Origin of the sequence: Rhizobium cerradonense (assembly GCF_030182455.1) — a bacterium.
Classification (GTDB): Bacteria; Pseudomonadota; Alphaproteobacteria; order Rhizobiales; family Rhizobiaceae; genus Rhizobium.
The window spans coordinates 85,825-99,864 of the sequence record NZ_JAQJCK010000003.1; the positions used below are offsets into that span (position 1 = coordinate 85,825).

Sequence of the window (14,040 nt, forward strand, 5' to 3'; positions counted from 1 at the left end):
CACTCCACGCGCTCCTTTGCCTCTTTGCCGAAATCGAAGACTAAAGCTGCTCGATCATCGCTGCCGCGGCCGACACGGTTGCCTGGCCGGGGCTTTCCTCGATGTTGAGCGTCTTCACCACGCCGTCTTCCACCAGCATCGAATAGCGTTTCGAGCGGATGCCGAGGCCGCCGGCGGAAAGGTCGATATCGAGGCCGAGCGCCTTGGCGAAAGAGGCGTTCCAGTCGGCGAGGAAGTGGATTTTCCCCATGCCGCCGGAGGATTGCGCCCACGCGCCCATGACATGCCAATCGTTGACGGCAACGACGGCGATGTCGTCGACGCCCTTTGCGAGGATAGCATCACGGTTTTCCAGATAGCCCGGCAGATGGTTCAGCGAGCAGGTCGGCGTAAAGGCGCCGGGGACGGCGAAAAGCACGACGCGCTTGCCGGCAAAAAGCTGGTCGGTGGTGAGCTCCACCGGACCGTCGGCGGTCTTTTCCTTAAAGGTGGCGGCAGGCAGTTTATCGCCGATAGCGATGGTCATGGCACTCTCCTTGGGGTCGCAATTTAGGGCGGCTGAACCGCCGCCCTTTGAGTGAAAATGGTCGGGCGAAACTATAGATCCGCGCTATTCGAACGCAAGCGTGGTTTCCATGGCGCGTTCACCGTCGATGACGAGGATGCCCCAGCTTTTGCCTTTAATATCGTAATTCTTCGGAAGCTTGCCGATCGCGATGTCGGTCGCAAAAGTCCTGCCGTCGCGTGTGCCGTTGGCCTGTTTGAAAAAGACATACCCGGACGGGCCGGTGACATAGATCAATGGAGTGCTTCCTGTTGCCTCCGGCAGCGTCAGGCGCAGTGAAAGAGTTTTTGCATCGGGCGAAAGTTGGTGATTTTCGACGGCAAAATCCGAGGAAGGAGCCTGCGGCAGCGACGCATCGGCGGCATCCAACAGGGCTTGTTCGTGCGGCGTCGATTGGCCGGCAGCCGATAACGGCAGAGAGAATTGGGTCTGGAAGGGAATACAGATGTCCTTGCAGAGTCCGATGAAGGCGGTGAGGTTGAGTGTCACCGGCTGTTTGCCGTTGACACGGAAATCGAGCGGCAATGTCACCGGCTCATCATAGCCGATTTCCTGGATCTTGCCGACGACGATCGGTTTGGGCGTTGGGTAGCTGGTTTTTTCCAGCGTAATGCCGCCATCGGGCGCCGGGTTTACCTGCGGCGCAATTCCGCTTTCGCCGGGTTCGCGCCAATAGGTGATCCAGCCGGGTGCAGGCTCGATCTGCAGAGCAGCACGGATATGGCCCTGAGCATCCGGCGCCAGCGCCACCAACCGCATGCGCCCGCCCTCGTTGTTTGCCCAGTCGCTCATGGCGGCATGGGCGGTGCCGTCGGTCAGCGTTGCGGCGGTCAGCATTGTCAACAATGGGATAAAAGAGAGTTTTCCGGTCATGGAACAAGGATTTACCGGATGGCGCAGGCCTGTGCCAGAACGGCGCGAAAAAGAAATGATCATTTTCAGTTGATTGATTTATGACATTGCCCCATCTTCTTTTCGAGGGGCGCAGTTACAGACTGCAGTCAGGAGGTACGATGTCCCTATCGACGCTGAAGAATAGAAGCGAAAGAGGTTTTCTCGACGGCCAGTTCCTGATTGCCATGCCTGGTATGGAAGACCGGAATTTCAATCGCACAGTGATCTATATCTGTGCTCATTCCGCCGCCGGCGCCATGGGCTTCGTCATCAATCGTGCGCAGAACCTGACCTTTACCGACGTGCTGCTGCATCTCGAAATGATCAAGGATGACGACGCTATTCTTCTGCCGCCGGTCGCCCGTGATTTCCCGATCCAGACCGGGGGCCCGGTCGAAAGCGGCCGCGGCTTCGTCCTGCATTCTGATGACTATATCAGCGACAGCAGCATTCCGGTGAGCGACGATATCAGCCTGACGGCGACCTTGGACATCGTGCGCGCCATCTCCAAGGGTGGCGGGCCGCGGCGCGCTACCATGCTGCTCGGCTATGCCGGTTGGGGCGCGGGTCAGTTGGAAGCGGAAATCAGCAATAATGGCTGGCTCAACTGCCCGGCCAATGAGGAGCTGATCTTCGATCGCAGCCTTGACGATAAGTATGAACGCGCCCTGGCCTTGATGGGCATCAATGCCGCCATGTTGTCGCCGCATGCGGGGCATGCCTGAGCCGTCCACGCCCTTGTGGAACGAAATATTGTTAATGACGTTTCCTTGTCACCGCACCGACAACTCCGCCGGTGCTGAATGAGGAGGCGTTCGCTATGGGCAGCATGAGTGACAAGGTATCCGGCAAAGCCAACGAGGCGGCTGGTAAGGCCAAACAGGTTGCTGGCAAGGCTACGAAGAGCAAGAGCATGCGCGCCGAAGGCACGGCCCAGAAGGCCAAAGGTAAGGCCCAGGTAGCTGTTGGCAAGGCCAAGGATAAAGCCAAGGGCGCAGTAGACCGCATGTAATCCAGCGGTTCGGTATGCGACAAGTCAAGTGCTGCGCCCTTTCGCGTGCCGTCAAACGCGCGGCGCAGTAAAAGAGCCTGTCACGAATTCGCGACAGGCTCTTTTTATGCTCGTCTTTTATACCCGTCGTGGCCAAGTTTTGGAGAGCTTTCCATGAGGCTTTTCGCCTGCGACCATTGTGGCCAGCCAGTGCATTTCGATAACCGGCAATGCGTGCGCTGCGGCTATCAGCTCGGCTTTGTTCCCGAGCGTCTTGCGATGTATGCACTGGAGGCTGATGAGGTGCCGAATTGGCGTCTTGTTGCCGAGCCGACGCGTATTGTCCGCTTCTGCGCCAATGCCACGCTCGATATCTGCAACTGGATGGTCGAAGCCCAAGACCCCGACCCCTTTTGCATTGCCTGTCGTCATAACCGGCTGGTGCCGAATACGGATAGCCAGCAGGGTATAGACCGTTGGCGGCGCATCGGCCAGGCCGAGCGGCATCTGTTCTATTCACTGTTGCGCTGGAACCTGCCGCATCCCAATCGCCAACAGGATCCCAAGGGTGGGCTGGTCTTCGACTTCCTCGAGGACGAGGTGCAGGGCGGCACCGTTGTGCCGGCGACGACCGGCCACGAGGAGGGGCTCATCACCATCCGCGCCGCTGAGGCCGACGATGTGACACGCGAACAGGCACGCACGTCGATGAACGAGCCTTACCGCACGCTGCTCGGGCATTTTCGCCACGAGACCGGCCATTTCATCTGGAACAAATTGATCCGCGACCGCAATCGGTTCGACGCCTTCCGCGCCGTCTTCGGCGATGAGCGCGTAGATTACGGCGCGGCCCTGCAGCAACACTACGACCAAGGCCCGCCGCCGAATTGGCAGGAAAGTTTTATCAGCGCTTATGCCAGCGCCCACCCCTGGGAAGATTTTGCCGAATGTTTCGCGCACTATCTTCACATCGTCGACACGCTGGAGACCGCTCGCTCCTTCGGCTTGGCGGTCGATCCCCGTGGCTATCACGAAATGGCGGTGGAGGTGGATTTCAATCCTTACAAGGCTGAGAGTGCCAAACAGCTCGTCAGCGCCTGGATACCGCTGAGCGTCGCGATCAATTCCATCCAGCGCAGCATGGGGCAGCCGGATTCCTATCCCTTCATCCTGTCGCCCCCGGTCGTGACGAAGCTGGAATATATACGGCAAGTGATTGGCGAAGCATGATTTTGCCCTCTCTCCAAAGGAGGAGGGCGTCTGAAGCGCGAGCGCTGTACAAACCTTTCCCAGGCGTGGGAGGTTATCGGCTACGCGCGCTTCGTCAGCGGAAAGCGTTCCTTCAGCAGCCGCAGCACCGAGTCCGAGCCCATGGGCGGGCCGAAGATGAAGCTCTGGCCGTAGGCGCAGCCCATCTTGGCGAGTTCCAGCGCATCCTCTTCCGACTCGATGCCTTCGGCGACGACGCGCATGTTGAGCTCGCGGGCCATGGAGATCACCGAACGCAAAAGTACGGCTTTCTTGTCGCTTTCATCACGCACCATCGCTTTATCGAGCTTGATCGTGTCGAACGGGAAGCGGGTGAGATAGGAGAGCGAGGAATAACCGGTGCCGAAATCGTCAAGCGCCAGGCCGATGCCGGCTTCGCGCAGCTTGCCGAGCACGAGGCGGGCCTGTTCCGGATTCTCCATCACCTGCGATTCCGTCAATTCGAGCTTGATGCGGTTCGGCTCGCAATGGGTTTTGGCGAGCAAGGCGCGGACATCATCGTAGAGCTCGTTGTTGAGGAGCTGCACGCTGGACAGATTGATGGAAACGAAGAGCGGCAGGTCGCCGGTCTGGCGCTGCCAGGCCATCAGGTCGTTGGTTGCCTGCTCCATCGCGAACATGCCGAGCGGGCCGATAATGTCGGAAGCCTCGGCGATCGGGATGAATTCCGACGGCGGAATATTGCCGCGTTTCGGATGCTCCCAGCGCATCAGCGCCTCGAAACCGGCGACTTCGGCATCTTCCAGCCGAACGATCGGCTGATAGACCAGCGACAGTTCCTTGCGTTCGACGGCGCGGCGAAGATCCGTTTCAAGCTGCAGACGGTCGGTGCCAAAGCTGCGGAATGCAGGCTGAAAAGGCTCGACGCGATTGCCGCCGGCGCGCTTGGCGCGGTACATAGCGAGTTCGGCATCGCTCAAGAGACCCATAGCGCTTTCCTGCTGGTCGACCCAGGACGTCAGTCCGATCGACGCCGTCAGGATGATTTCGCGGTTGGCGAAATTGATCGGCACCATGATCGCCTTGCTGATCGCATCGGCGAAATCGGCGACCTTGGCCGGGTCGCGCTCGGAAACGAGGATCAGGCCGAACTGATCGCCGGAGAGCCGCGCCAGCGTGTCCTGCGGCTTCATCAGGCGGCGCAGGCGCCGCGTCAGCGCGATCAGGATATTGTCGCCGGCAGCGACGCCGAGCGTATCGTTGACCAGCTTGTAGCGGTCGATGTCGATCACCATCACCGTCGGACGCACCTGATTGCCTTCCGGCGCCAAGGTGAGAACGGCCTGCAGGCGGTCGATGAAAACCTGGCGGTTCGGCAGGCCGGTCAGATTATCGTGCAGCGCGTCGTGCAACAGCCGCTCGATCGAGTTTTTCTGCTCGGTGACGTCGACGACGGTACCGACGCAGCGGATGATTTCGCCGTTCGAGCCAAGCACCGGCCGGGCGCGGATCGACAGCCAGTGGAAATGCCCATCCTCGGCGCGAATGCGGAATTCGTGGTTCAGCCGGCCGCGACGATGTTCAAGCAGTACGTCGAGCGTCGCGCGAAAACGATCACGGTCGTCGGGGTGCAAGCGCGGCAGCCAGTTGCGCGCCGCGCCATGCATGGTGCCGGGCGACAGGCCGAGTTTCATCGAGATATCCGGCGTCGTCACCACGCGGTCGCGCGCCACGTCCCAGTCCCAAACGGTATCGCCGGAGCCGGTGAGCGCCAGGGATTGCCGCTCGAGATCGGAAAACAGGCCTTGCTGAAATGCGCCGCCGGCAAATGCGTGCTGCATCACGGTGAAACCGATCAGGAGCACGATCAGCACGAGGCCGCCGCCGAGCGCCGGCTGGATGATGTCGTTGTCGAGCTTGCCCGTGATCGTCATCCAGGCGCCGAACAGCCAGACCAGGATCAGCGCCCAGGCGGGCACCAGCAGAATGGCGCGGTCATAGCGGCTGAAGCCGAGATAGATGATCAGCAGCAGGCCCGCCGTTGCCGTCAGCGCCAGCGATAGCCGAGCGACGCCGGCCGCGATCGACGGATCATAGATCGCGACGCCGAAGAGAAGCGCGAGACCGAGCACCCAGGCAAGGGTCACATAGCCCAGATGCGCATGCCAGCGATTGAGGTTCAGATAGGTGAACAGGAAGATCACCAGGCTCGATGCGAGCGCCACCTCCGCACAGGCGCGCCATATTCGCTGATCGCTGGAGGTGATGCTGATGAGTTTGCCGAGAAAACCAAAATCGACGCAAATATAGCCGAGCACCGCCCAGGCAAGCGCCGCTGTCGCTGGCAGCATTGAAGTGCCTTTGACAACAAAGAGAATGGTCAGGAACACCGCGAGCAGACCGGCAATGCCAAGCACGATGCCGCGATAGAGCGTGAAGGCGTTGACCGTGTCCTTGTAGGCGTTCGGCTCCCAGAGATAGAGCTGCGGCAGGTTCGGCGAGGAGAGTTCGGCGACAAAGGTGACGACTGCGCCGGGGTTCAGTGTGATGCGGAAGACATCCGCCTCGTCGCTCGGCTGCCGGTCGAGAGCAAAGCCTTCGCTCGGCGTAATCGCGATGATGCGTTGCGAGCCGAGATCCGGCCAGAACAATTTCGAATTCACCAGACGGAAGTGGGGCGCGACGATGACGCGTTCGAGCTGTTCTTCCGAGACATTGGCGAGCGCAAAGACGGCCCAGTCGCCCTGATGGTTCGGCGACGAGGATCGTACCTCAATACGGCGGCGAATACCGTCGGCGCCGGCGGCGGTGGAGACCTGGAAGGCCTCGCCCTGATTGGTGTAGATTTCGGTCGTCGCCGTCAGGTCAAGCGCGGTGTCGTCGCGTGAAATCTTCACGGGTTCGGCTGCATGCGCCATGCCTGCAAGAACGAACAGCATGACAGCCGCGAGCGTCGCGACGATCGCGGAGAACCATTTCGTCAACGGCGGGGCAGGCGGGAGATCGGCCGTCATCGCTTGTCGGATTTTCTAATCGGGTCGGCGTCGGACGCCAACCGGGAAAACATCACGTGATCACGCCACTGACCGTTAATTTTTAGATAACCGCGCAAATGACCTTCTCGCTGGAAACCGGCCTTTTCCAAAAGCCGCATGCTACGCTCATTATCCGGAATACAGGCTGCTTCAATACGGTGCAACTCAAGTCCGGAAAAGATATAGGGTATAACCAACTGAAGTGCGGCGAACATATGGCCCTGGCCTGAATGCCGCTCACCCATCCAATAGCCAATCATGCAGCTTTGTGCAGCACCACGACGGATGTAACCAATCGTAATGCCGCCGAGCAAGGTCATATTCTCTTTAAGGAAAATAAAAAGTGGAATGGCCTGGCCGGAACTGTATTCCTGTTTTCCCCTGATGACACGGGCGCGGTAGGCGCCCTCGGTCAGTTCGTCATGTCGCCAGGTCGGCTCCCAGGGTTCCAGGAAGCGCCGGCTTTCGGCTCGCAACCGGTGCCATTGATTGAAATCGGAATAGCGTGGCAGACGCAGCAGATAGGTCGCGTTTTCGAGTTCAACCGCGTCCGGATGACGTGACAGAAACCGAAAGACCGATTTTTGCATTCCGCCCAGTACTCCCCGGAAGATTGAACCCATCGGCGCGCGATGCGGTTTTAGCCGCTCGCGCTTATGGAGGCTGGGGTCGACGATGATAAGGATGTCACGATATCTTCCATCGGCGCCAACTGCTCCAAAGGCCCGATCGCCGACAGCGTCGGCACCGTGTCGAAGAACAGGCGGCCGGCAAGATCCGTCAGCCGATCGATGGTAATGCCCTGCAACCGTTCCAGCATTTCCTGGTTCGGGATCGGTCGGCCGTAGAGCATCATCTGTCGCGCGATCTGGCCGGCGCGCGCCGCCGGGCTTTCCTGACCCATCAGCAACTGCGCGCGGATCTGGGCGCGGGCACGCTCGATTTCCTGCTGTTCGATCTTGTGGGAGGATTTGTGCAGCTCGTCGACGATGACCGGCAGCAGCTCCGGCAGGTTTTCGCCGCCGGTCGCGGCATGGATGCCGAAAATGCCGGTGTCGGAAAAGCCCCAATGGAAGGCATAGACGGAGTAACAGAGCCCGCGGAATTCGCGCACTTCTTGGAACAGCCGTGAGGACATGCCGCCGCCGAGGATGTTGGCAAGGATCTGCGAACAATAGAAATCGCGCGTGTGATAGGCGCGTCCCTCGAAGCCGAGCAGGATCTGCGCATCCATCAGGTCGCGCGTCTCGCGGATATTGCCGCCGATATAACGCGCAGGCTCGATGACGGGCGGCGCCGACGGCTGTGTCGGCAGGGTGGAGAAGCGCTCTTCGACCTGGCGCACGAAGCTTTCGTGATCGACAGCGCCCGCGGCCACCACGAACATGCGGTCGGTCGTGTAGTTGCGGCTGAGATAACCGCGGATTTGTCCCGGCGTGAAGGAGACGACGGTTTCCGGCGTGCCGAGAATCGCCCGGCCGAGCGTCTGGCCGCGATAGGCGACTTCGGAAAATTTGTCGAAGACCACATCGTCGGGCGTGTCGTTTGCAGCGTTGATTTCCTGCAGGATGACCTGCTTTTCGCGCTGCAATTCATCCTCGTCGAAAGCGGATTCGGTCAGGATATCGGCGAGGATATCGACGGCGAGCGGCACATGATCCTTCAGCACGCGGGCATAATAGGAGGTTGTCTCGGTCGACGTGGCGGCATTGACCTCGCCGCCGACATTCTCGATTTCCTCGGCGATCTCACGCGCCGTGCGACGGGCCGTGCCCTTGAACGCCATGTGTTCCAGCAGATGCGCGATGCCGTGTTCCGCTTCGGTTTCATTGCGCGAACCCGATTTGATCCAGACGCCGAGTGCCACGCTTTCGAGGTGTGGCATCGTCTGGGTCGCTACTGTCAGCCCGGACGCAAGCCGGGTGCACTCCACTGTCATCGTCTGTCTTTCTGCGTTTATCATTCCCCCGCCCGGGCATGTTTGCCGATGAAAGTTTCAACGGCTTTCAGCTCGGGATCAAGGACGTCGAAACGCTCCTCCCTGTTCATCAGTCCAGCAAGCCACGTCGGAAGCGCCGGGTCAATACCACATGCAGATTTTACTGCGGCGGGGAATTTTGCCGGATGTGCGGTCGCGAGCGTCACCATCGGGCTCGCCGGCTTCTCGTTTTTCTCCGCCACAAAGACGCCGATGGCGGTGTGCGGATCGATCAAATAGCCGGTGTTGTCGAGTGTTTTGCGGATCGTCGCGGCGACCTGTTTTTCGCTGGCGCGGCCGGCGCGGAAGTCCTTCTTGATGGTCTTCAGAGCGCCTTCGCTGATCGAAAAGCCCTTCGATTGTTTCAGGCTTTCCATCGCGGCGCGCACCTTCGACGCGTCACGGTCATGGGCTTCGAACAGCAGCCGTTCGAAGTTGGAGGAGATCTGGATGTCCATCGACGGCGCGGTGGTGGCCTTGACCTCGCGCATCTCGTAGCGCCCGGTTTTCAGCGTGCGAGCCAGGATGTCGTTCTCGTTGGTGGCGATCACCAGCCGGTCGATCGGCAGGCCCATGCGCTTTGCGACGTAGCCGGCGAAAATATCGCCGAAATTGCCGGTTGGAACGGTGAAGGAAATCTTCCGGTCGGGGCCGCCGAGCGCGACGGCAGTAGTGAAGTAGTAGACCACCTGCGCCATGATGCGCGCCCAATTGATCGAGTTGACGCCCGAAAGCTTGACGCGGTCGCGGAAGGCGGTGTCGTTGAACATGGCTTTGACCAGATTCTGGCAATCATCGAAATTGCCGTTGATCGCCAGCGCATGCACATTGGCCGCCGTCGAGGTGGTCATCTGCCGTTGCTGCACCGGCGAGACCTTGCCATGCGGGAAGAGGATGAAGATGTCGGTGCGTTCGCGTCCGGCAAAGGCATCGATCGCCGCTCCGCCGGTGTCGCCCGAGGTGGCGCCGACGATGGTTGCCCTTTGCCCGCGCTTTTCCAGGGCATAATCCATCAGCCGTGCGAGCAACTGCATGGCGACATCCTTGAAGGCAAGCGTCGTGCCGTGGAAAAGCTCCATCACGAAGCTGTTCGGACCTGTCTGCACCAGCGGCGTCACGGCCGGATGGCGGAAGGTGGCATAGGCTTCATCGATCATGCCGCGGAAGACGTCATCCGGAATTTCGCCGTTGGTGAAAGGCGACAGCACGGCGAAGGCGACGTCCTGATAGCTCTTGCCACGGAAAGCGCGAATCTCTTTTTTCTTAAGCGTCGGCCATTCACGGGGTACATAGAGCCCGCCATCACGAGCAAGGCCGGCCAGAAGGGCGTCGCAGAAGCCAAGGGCAGGGGCTTCTCCCCGCGTTGAGATATAGTCCACGGTCTAGAATTCCTTTGGTCGCAAAATTGCCGGAGTGGTGAGGTGAGAGAGTAAAAGAACGAAGCGATGGCAGCCCGTCTTTTTGCGTCGGATCAGCCGCGTGGTTTTCGCGTTTGCGCAATGCCCGCACGGCTCCGTCCGGTGGGCGGCGGCTTGCGCCAATCTGTCGAGGTCGAAAAGTGAGCCAAAACGGTGCCTACCCAATCGATTTTTCGCTGCGCCGCTGGTATAGACCATCGCCAAGTGTCATAAAAGGCCCGTCGAACAGGCTGCAGGCCGATAATGTAAATTATTGCAGAGGGTGGAATATATAGTGTTTGGCAGGGTTTCGCGTCGTCTTTTTTCCGCTTCGCTTCTGGCATTGTTGGCTGGTTGTAGTTCTCTTGGTTTCGGCGGTAGCGACAAGCAGTCCGGAACGGATGTGACGGTGGCGCCGCAGGCAGCGGCGGGCAATCCATCCGCCGCCAGCCCCGCGCCGCAGGTGACCGGCGGCCAATCCTATGTCGCCGGCAAATGCCCACAAGTCGTCATCCGCGATGAGGCGTCCAGCTACCGCACCTACGCCAAGGGCGCCAAGGACGATCCGAACCAGTTGACCTATCAGGCATCGCTCGCCCAGGCGACGCGCCAGTGCACGACCGACGGCACCAGCCTCAGCATCAATATCGTTGCGCAGGGCCGTCTTGTCGCCGGCCCGGTGGGCGGCCCCGGCAAGGTGACCATGCCGATCCATGTCGCCGTCATGGACAACAACACCGCGCTCTATAGCAAGACCGTCAATTTCACCGCCGAAATCCCGCCGGGCGAAACCACGACGCAGTTCCTCTTCACCGACAACGACATCAACGTCGCCGGCGGCTCCGGTGGCTTCACGGTTGTTCAGATCAGCTTCGATCAGGGGCCGCAGAAGGCCGAAAAGGGCCAGAAGCCCGTTCGCAAGAAGCATCAGTAGGGTTGGAATCAGGCAGTAGGCAGTAGTAAAAGGTCACCTTGTCCTTGCTACTGCCGGCAATATAGCTGCAACATCTATTGCCTATTGCCTATTGCCTATTGCCTATTGCCTATTGCCTATTGCCTATTGCCTATTGCCTATTGCCTATTGCCTATTGCCTATTGCCTCACAAAACCCCTTCCCACTCCGCCAGCGCCATGACCACGCCGGGCAGATCCATCATCCGGGCGATGACTGTTTCCGCACCCGCATCCGTCAGCCGGTCGGCATGCGAAGGGTAGGTGTGCGAAGCGCCGGTGAAGCCGATGACGCGCATGCCGGCGGCACGCGCTGCTTGGACGCCATGGACCGAGTCTTCGACGACGATGACGTTGGCCGGCGGAACGTTCATCTGCTTGGCACCGTGCAGGAAAATATCCGGCTTCGGCTTGACGCGATCGGCACCGAGATCCTTGGCGGAATAGATGTGCGGCGCAAACAGCTCCTTGTAGCCGACCTTGGAAAGCATCATGTCGATCCGCGCGGAGCTGGAATTCGAGCAGATGCAACGCGGCATTGGCAGGCGCGACAGGGCAAAAGGAACGCCCGGGATAGCCTTGACGTCATTGGCGAGCCGCAAGTCGAGTAGCTTCTCGGACTTGTCGAGCAGCGAAGCCGAGAGCGGAATGCTCGCCTCACGCTCGACTTCGAACAGAATGTTCTGCCAGGTCATGCCGGAAAAACGCTCGCCCATTTCTTCGGCGCTGATCGGGTAACCCGCTTCCGTCAGGAGCTTGGATTCAACATCCGCTGCGATGATTTCCGAATCGACCAGAACGCCGTCGCAGTCGAAGATGATGAGATCGAAGCCATTGCTCATGAGAATACACTGCCTTTGAAGGGGCTCTGGATTGGCATGGCCTTGTGCAAAACCGCTTCGCACTTTTTGGGGCCTGCTCTGAAATGGATCGTGCGGCTTTACACGATGCTCCGGCAAAGCTCAACCAATGAGCAGACATGGCAGTAATGCACTGGCGGAAAGGTTCGGGCCTGACTTAATGTGTCAACCGTGGTGGGTCATGTTGAAAAAGTCGCTGCGCAGGCTTTTTGCGTGCAGTTGGCCAACCTGCGACTCATATTCCTCTTGAGCCGCCCGCCAGCAGGGCTCCGCCTCTGCAATCTTGCTTTCCCCGGCCGGCGATAGCTCCAACAGCAGCCGACGGCTCCCTTCCGTTTCGGGCGCGCTGATGATCAGCCCCTGTTGTTGCAGCGGCTTTACGGCCCGCAGCAGGGTCGTGCGGTCCATTAGCATTGCTGCCGCCAGTTCGTTCATGGTCATCCGCTCATTCTGGCGGAGGAAATTCAGGAGTGAAAACTGAGTGCTGGTTATGCCGGTTGGCGCCATATGGCGCTCGTAAAGTTTCGAGACGTGCCTCGCCAGTTGCCGAGTCGCCAGGCAATGGCACGCAAGGGGACCAAGATCGTCTTCGGTTTGCATGAACTTACTATGCTTGTGCATATGCACCAAGTCAAGTTGTCACCGCGCTTGATCAGGATGGCTCGACAAGGCCGATCGTCATCTTTAAGGATCGGCCATGGCCAAAGAGCGCGACGACACGATTGCCAGCCGTATCAGCCGGGTGCTTGCCGACCGCATCATCCGCGGCGAGATCGCACCCGATGCGCGGTTGCGGCAGGATCATATTGCCGAGGAGTTCGGTGCCAGCCATGTGCCGGTGCGCGAGGCATTCCGGCGGCTGGAGGCTCAAGGCCTGGCGATCAACGTGCCCCGCCGTGGTGTCCGCGTCGCCTCCTTCGATCTCAAGGAAGTTCGCGAAGTCGCGGAAATGCGGGCTGCCCTCGAGGGGCTGGCGCTGAAGCATGCCGCGCAGCACCTGACGCCGGCAATTCTCGATGCCGCCGAAGAGGCGACGCGGGAAGGGGATGCGGCTGCCGATGTCCGCGCCTGGGAGGAGGCGAACCGCCGCTTCCACCGCCTGATCCTCGCGCCCTGCGGCATGCCGCGGCTGCTCGCATCGATCGACGATCTGCATGCCGCCAGCGCTCGCTTCCTCTTCTCCGCCTGGCAATCGGGCTGGGAAAAACGCACAGACCACGACCATCGCGCCATCCTTGCGGCCCTGCGCCAGGGGCGGACGGAGGAGGCTGCGTCTATCCTGCAGAAACATGTGCAGTGGATCGGCCGATCCCCCGTACGGACGCCCTCGGGTTCGACGCGCGAAGCTTTTGCGATCGTTGGGTAAATCATAGTTTGGATGTTCTGGCGCCGATGATGTTGCGCCCTTCATTGGAGCGACGTCTCAACACTCAGGCGTCGACACCGTCGCGTTCTTGGTTCGTCGCATCCGCGTCGATGGGAAAAAGCGCCAGAAACCGGCGTTCGCCTTCTGATGTAAACAGGATCGAGCGGCTGTTTTCCGATCGCCGCGCCCAGCCCTTGTCGAAGAAGTTGGAAAGCAGCGCCTTGCCGAGGCTGCCGGCGAGGTGCGCCCGGCGTTCGCTCCAATCGAGGCAGGAGCGGCAGAGCGGGCGCCGCGTCGAGCGCAGCCCATTCACATCAATGCCGATCGAGGTGAGATGCTTTTCGCCGCGCTCCGTCAGGCTCAAGCCGTCATCGAGAGCCGAGATCGCACCGGCCGCAATCAGGCTGTCGAGCATGCGCACACCGTAATCACCGGCGAGATGGTCGTAGCAGATGCGTGCCTTGCGAAGGGCCGGCTCTTTCGGACCGGGGCGGTGGCGCAGGTGCCCTCGCGTAGCGGCGAAGCCCATGATACTTTCGAGCAGCTTGCCGACGCCGTCATCGGCCAGCGCGAAATAGCGGTGCCGGCCTTGTTTGCGTTGCGCGAGCAACCCGCCTGCTTCGAGCTTCGACAGATGCGTGCTCGCCGTCTGCAGCGTGATACCGCCGGCCGCCGCCAACTCCGTTGCAGTCAGGGCACGGCCGCCCATCAGCGCGGTCAGCATATTCGCCCGCGCCGGATCGCCAATGAGCGCACCTATCTGCGCGATGTCAGGACCTTCCTTCATACTTCGA

The 14,040-nt window shown here is 60.3% G+C and carries 14 protein-coding genes; 5 read left to right on the forward strand and 9 right to left on the reverse strand.

Translation table 11 applies throughout. The features are described 5' to 3' along the window. Positions 1-40: 40 nt before the first annotated feature. Both PH547_RS07975 and PH547_RS07980 read right to left on the reverse strand, forming a co-directional pair. Positions 41-526, reverse strand: coding sequence for a peroxiredoxin (locus tag PH547_RS07975; protein WP_285167957.1), 486 nt, complete (start codon positions 524-526; stop codon positions 41-43). Positions 527-610: 84 nt separating this feature from the next. Then, the gene (locus tag PH547_RS07980; RefSeq protein WP_245463928.1) at positions 611-1,402 is read right to left on the reverse strand and encodes a protein-disulfide reductase DsbD domain-containing protein; all 792 of its coding nucleotides are present in this window, start codon (positions 1,400-1,402) and stop codon (positions 611-613) included. 176 nt (positions 1,403-1,578) lie between these two features. Here PH547_RS07980 and PH547_RS07985 point away from each other — a divergent pair, with 176 nt between their 5' ends. The 3 genes from PH547_RS07985 (at position 1,579) to PH547_RS07995 (ending at position 3,680) form a co-directional block, all read left to right on the forward strand. Next, positions 1,579-2,184: a YqgE/AlgH family protein gene (locus tag PH547_RS07985; protein ID WP_104822251.1), complete on the forward strand. Its 606-nt coding sequence runs from the start codon at positions 1,579-1,581 to the stop codon at positions 2,182-2,184. Between the two features lie 95 nt (positions 2,185-2,279). Beyond that, positions 2,280-2,471 (forward strand): CsbD family protein, encoded by a 192-nt coding sequence (locus tag PH547_RS07990; protein ID WP_104822252.1) that lies wholly within the window; start codon positions 2,280-2,282, stop codon positions 2,469-2,471. Positions 2,472-2,624: 153 nt separating this feature from the next. Next, the gene (locus PH547_RS07995; RefSeq protein ID WP_285167960.1) at positions 2,625-3,680 is read left to right on the forward strand and encodes a zinc-binding metallopeptidase family protein; all 1,056 of its coding nucleotides are present in this window, start codon (positions 2,625-2,627) and stop codon (positions 3,678-3,680) included. A gap of 80 nt (positions 3,681-3,760) precedes the next feature. Here PH547_RS07995 and PH547_RS08000 read toward each other — a convergent pair whose 3' ends face one another. The 4 genes from PH547_RS08000 to thrC are packed head-to-tail and all read right to left on the reverse strand — an operon-like array spanning position 3,761 to position 10,051. After that, positions 3,761-6,673 (reverse strand): EAL domain-containing protein, encoded by a 2,913-nt coding sequence (locus PH547_RS08000; protein ID WP_483315533.1) that lies wholly within the window; start codon positions 6,671-6,673, stop codon positions 3,761-3,763. Next, positions 6,670-7,284, reverse strand: coding sequence for a GNAT family N-acetyltransferase (locus PH547_RS08005; protein ID WP_104822255.1), 615 nt, complete (start codon positions 7,282-7,284; stop codon positions 6,670-6,672). The genes PH547_RS08000 and PH547_RS08005 overlap by 4 nt, the downstream gene beginning before the upstream one ends. A 50-nt stretch (positions 7,285-7,334) precedes the next feature. After that, a complete protein-coding gene (locus PH547_RS08010) occupies positions 7,335-8,633 on the reverse strand; it encodes a M16 family metallopeptidase (RefSeq protein ID WP_104825008.1) in 1,299 nt (432 codons plus the stop codon). A gap of 20 nt (positions 8,634-8,653) precedes the next feature. Next, the gene (thrC, locus tag PH547_RS08015) at positions 8,654-10,051 is read right to left on the reverse strand and encodes a threonine synthase (RefSeq protein ID WP_285167961.1); all 1,398 of its coding nucleotides are present in this window, start codon (positions 10,049-10,051) and stop codon (positions 8,654-8,656) included. 313 nt (positions 10,052-10,364) lie between these two features. Here thrC and PH547_RS08020 point away from each other — a divergent pair, with 313 nt between their 5' ends. Beyond that, a complete protein-coding gene (locus PH547_RS08020) occupies positions 10,365-11,003 on the forward strand; it encodes a hypothetical protein (protein WP_283049489.1) in 639 nt (212 codons plus the stop codon). Between the two features lie 166 nt (positions 11,004-11,169). Here PH547_RS08020 and PH547_RS08025 read toward each other — a convergent pair whose 3' ends face one another. After that, positions 11,170-11,862 carry an HAD family hydrolase gene (locus tag PH547_RS08025; protein ID WP_104822258.1) on the reverse strand — a complete coding sequence of 231 codons (693 nt, stop codon included), beginning with the start codon at positions 11,860-11,862 and terminating at the stop codon, positions 11,170-11,172. Between the two features lie 183 nt (positions 11,863-12,045). Then, on the reverse strand, positions 12,046-12,480 hold the full coding sequence (locus tag PH547_RS08030) for a MarR family winged helix-turn-helix transcriptional regulator (RefSeq protein ID WP_158704418.1): 435 nt from the start codon (positions 12,478-12,480) through the stop codon (positions 12,046-12,048). Between the two features lie 97 nt (positions 12,481-12,577). On the opposite strand from PH547_RS08030, the gene PH547_RS08035 reads away from it, so the two are divergent. Next, positions 12,578-13,246, forward strand: coding sequence for a GntR family transcriptional regulator (locus tag PH547_RS08035; RefSeq protein WP_104822260.1), 669 nt, complete (start codon positions 12,578-12,580; stop codon positions 13,244-13,246). 64 nt (positions 13,247-13,310) lie between these two features. On the opposite strand, the gene PH547_RS08040 is transcribed toward PH547_RS08035, so the two are convergent. After that, positions 13,311-14,033: an ArsR/SmtB family transcription factor gene (locus PH547_RS08040; RefSeq protein WP_104822261.1), complete on the reverse strand. Its 723-nt coding sequence runs from the start codon at positions 14,031-14,033 to the stop codon at positions 13,311-13,313. Between the last annotated feature and the right edge of the window lie 7 nt (positions 14,034-14,040).

Coding starts and splice junctions, on each gene's coding strand:
- PH547_RS07975 (WP_285167957.1), bottom strand. CDS start 526: ATGACCATCGCTATCGGCGATAAACTGCCTGCCGCCACCTTTAAGGAA.
- PH547_RS07980 (WP_245463928.1), bottom strand. CDS start 1,402: ATGCTGACCGCCGCAACGCTGACCGACGGCACCGCCCATGCCGCCATG.
- PH547_RS07985 (WP_104822251.1), top strand. CDS start 1,579: ATGTCCCTATCGACGCTGAAGAATAGAAGCGAAAGAGGTTTTCTCGAC.
- PH547_RS07990 (WP_104822252.1), top strand. CDS start 2,280: ATGGGCAGCATGAGTGACAAGGTATCCGGCAAAGCCAACGAGGCGGCT.
- PH547_RS07995 (WP_285167960.1), top strand. CDS start 2,625: ATGAGGCTTTTCGCCTGCGACCATTGTGGCCAGCCAGTGCATTTCGAT.
- PH547_RS08000 (WP_483315533.1), bottom strand. CDS start 6,673: ATGACGGCCGATCTCCCGCCTGCCCCGCCGTTGACGAAATGGTTCTCC.
- PH547_RS08005 (WP_104822255.1), bottom strand. CDS start 7,284: ATGCAAAAATCGGTCTTTCGGTTTCTGTCACGTCATCCGGACGCGGTT.
- PH547_RS08010 (WP_104825008.1), bottom strand. CDS start 8,633: ATGACAGTGGAGTGCACCCGGCTTGCGTCCGGGCTGACAGTAGCGACC.
- PH547_RS08025 (WP_104822258.1), bottom strand. CDS start 11,862: ATGAGCAATGGCTTCGATCTCATCATCTTCGACTGCGACGGCGTTCTG.
- PH547_RS08030 (WP_158704418.1), bottom strand. CDS start 12,480: ATGCAAACCGAAGACGATCTTGGTCCCCTTGCGTGCCATTGCCTGGCG.
- PH547_RS08035 (WP_104822260.1), top strand. CDS start 12,578: ATGGCCAAAGAGCGCGACGACACGATTGCCAGCCGTATCAGCCGGGTG.
- PH547_RS08040 (WP_104822261.1), bottom strand. CDS start 14,033: ATGAAGGAAGGTCCTGACATCGCGCAGATAGGTGCGCTCATTGGCGAT.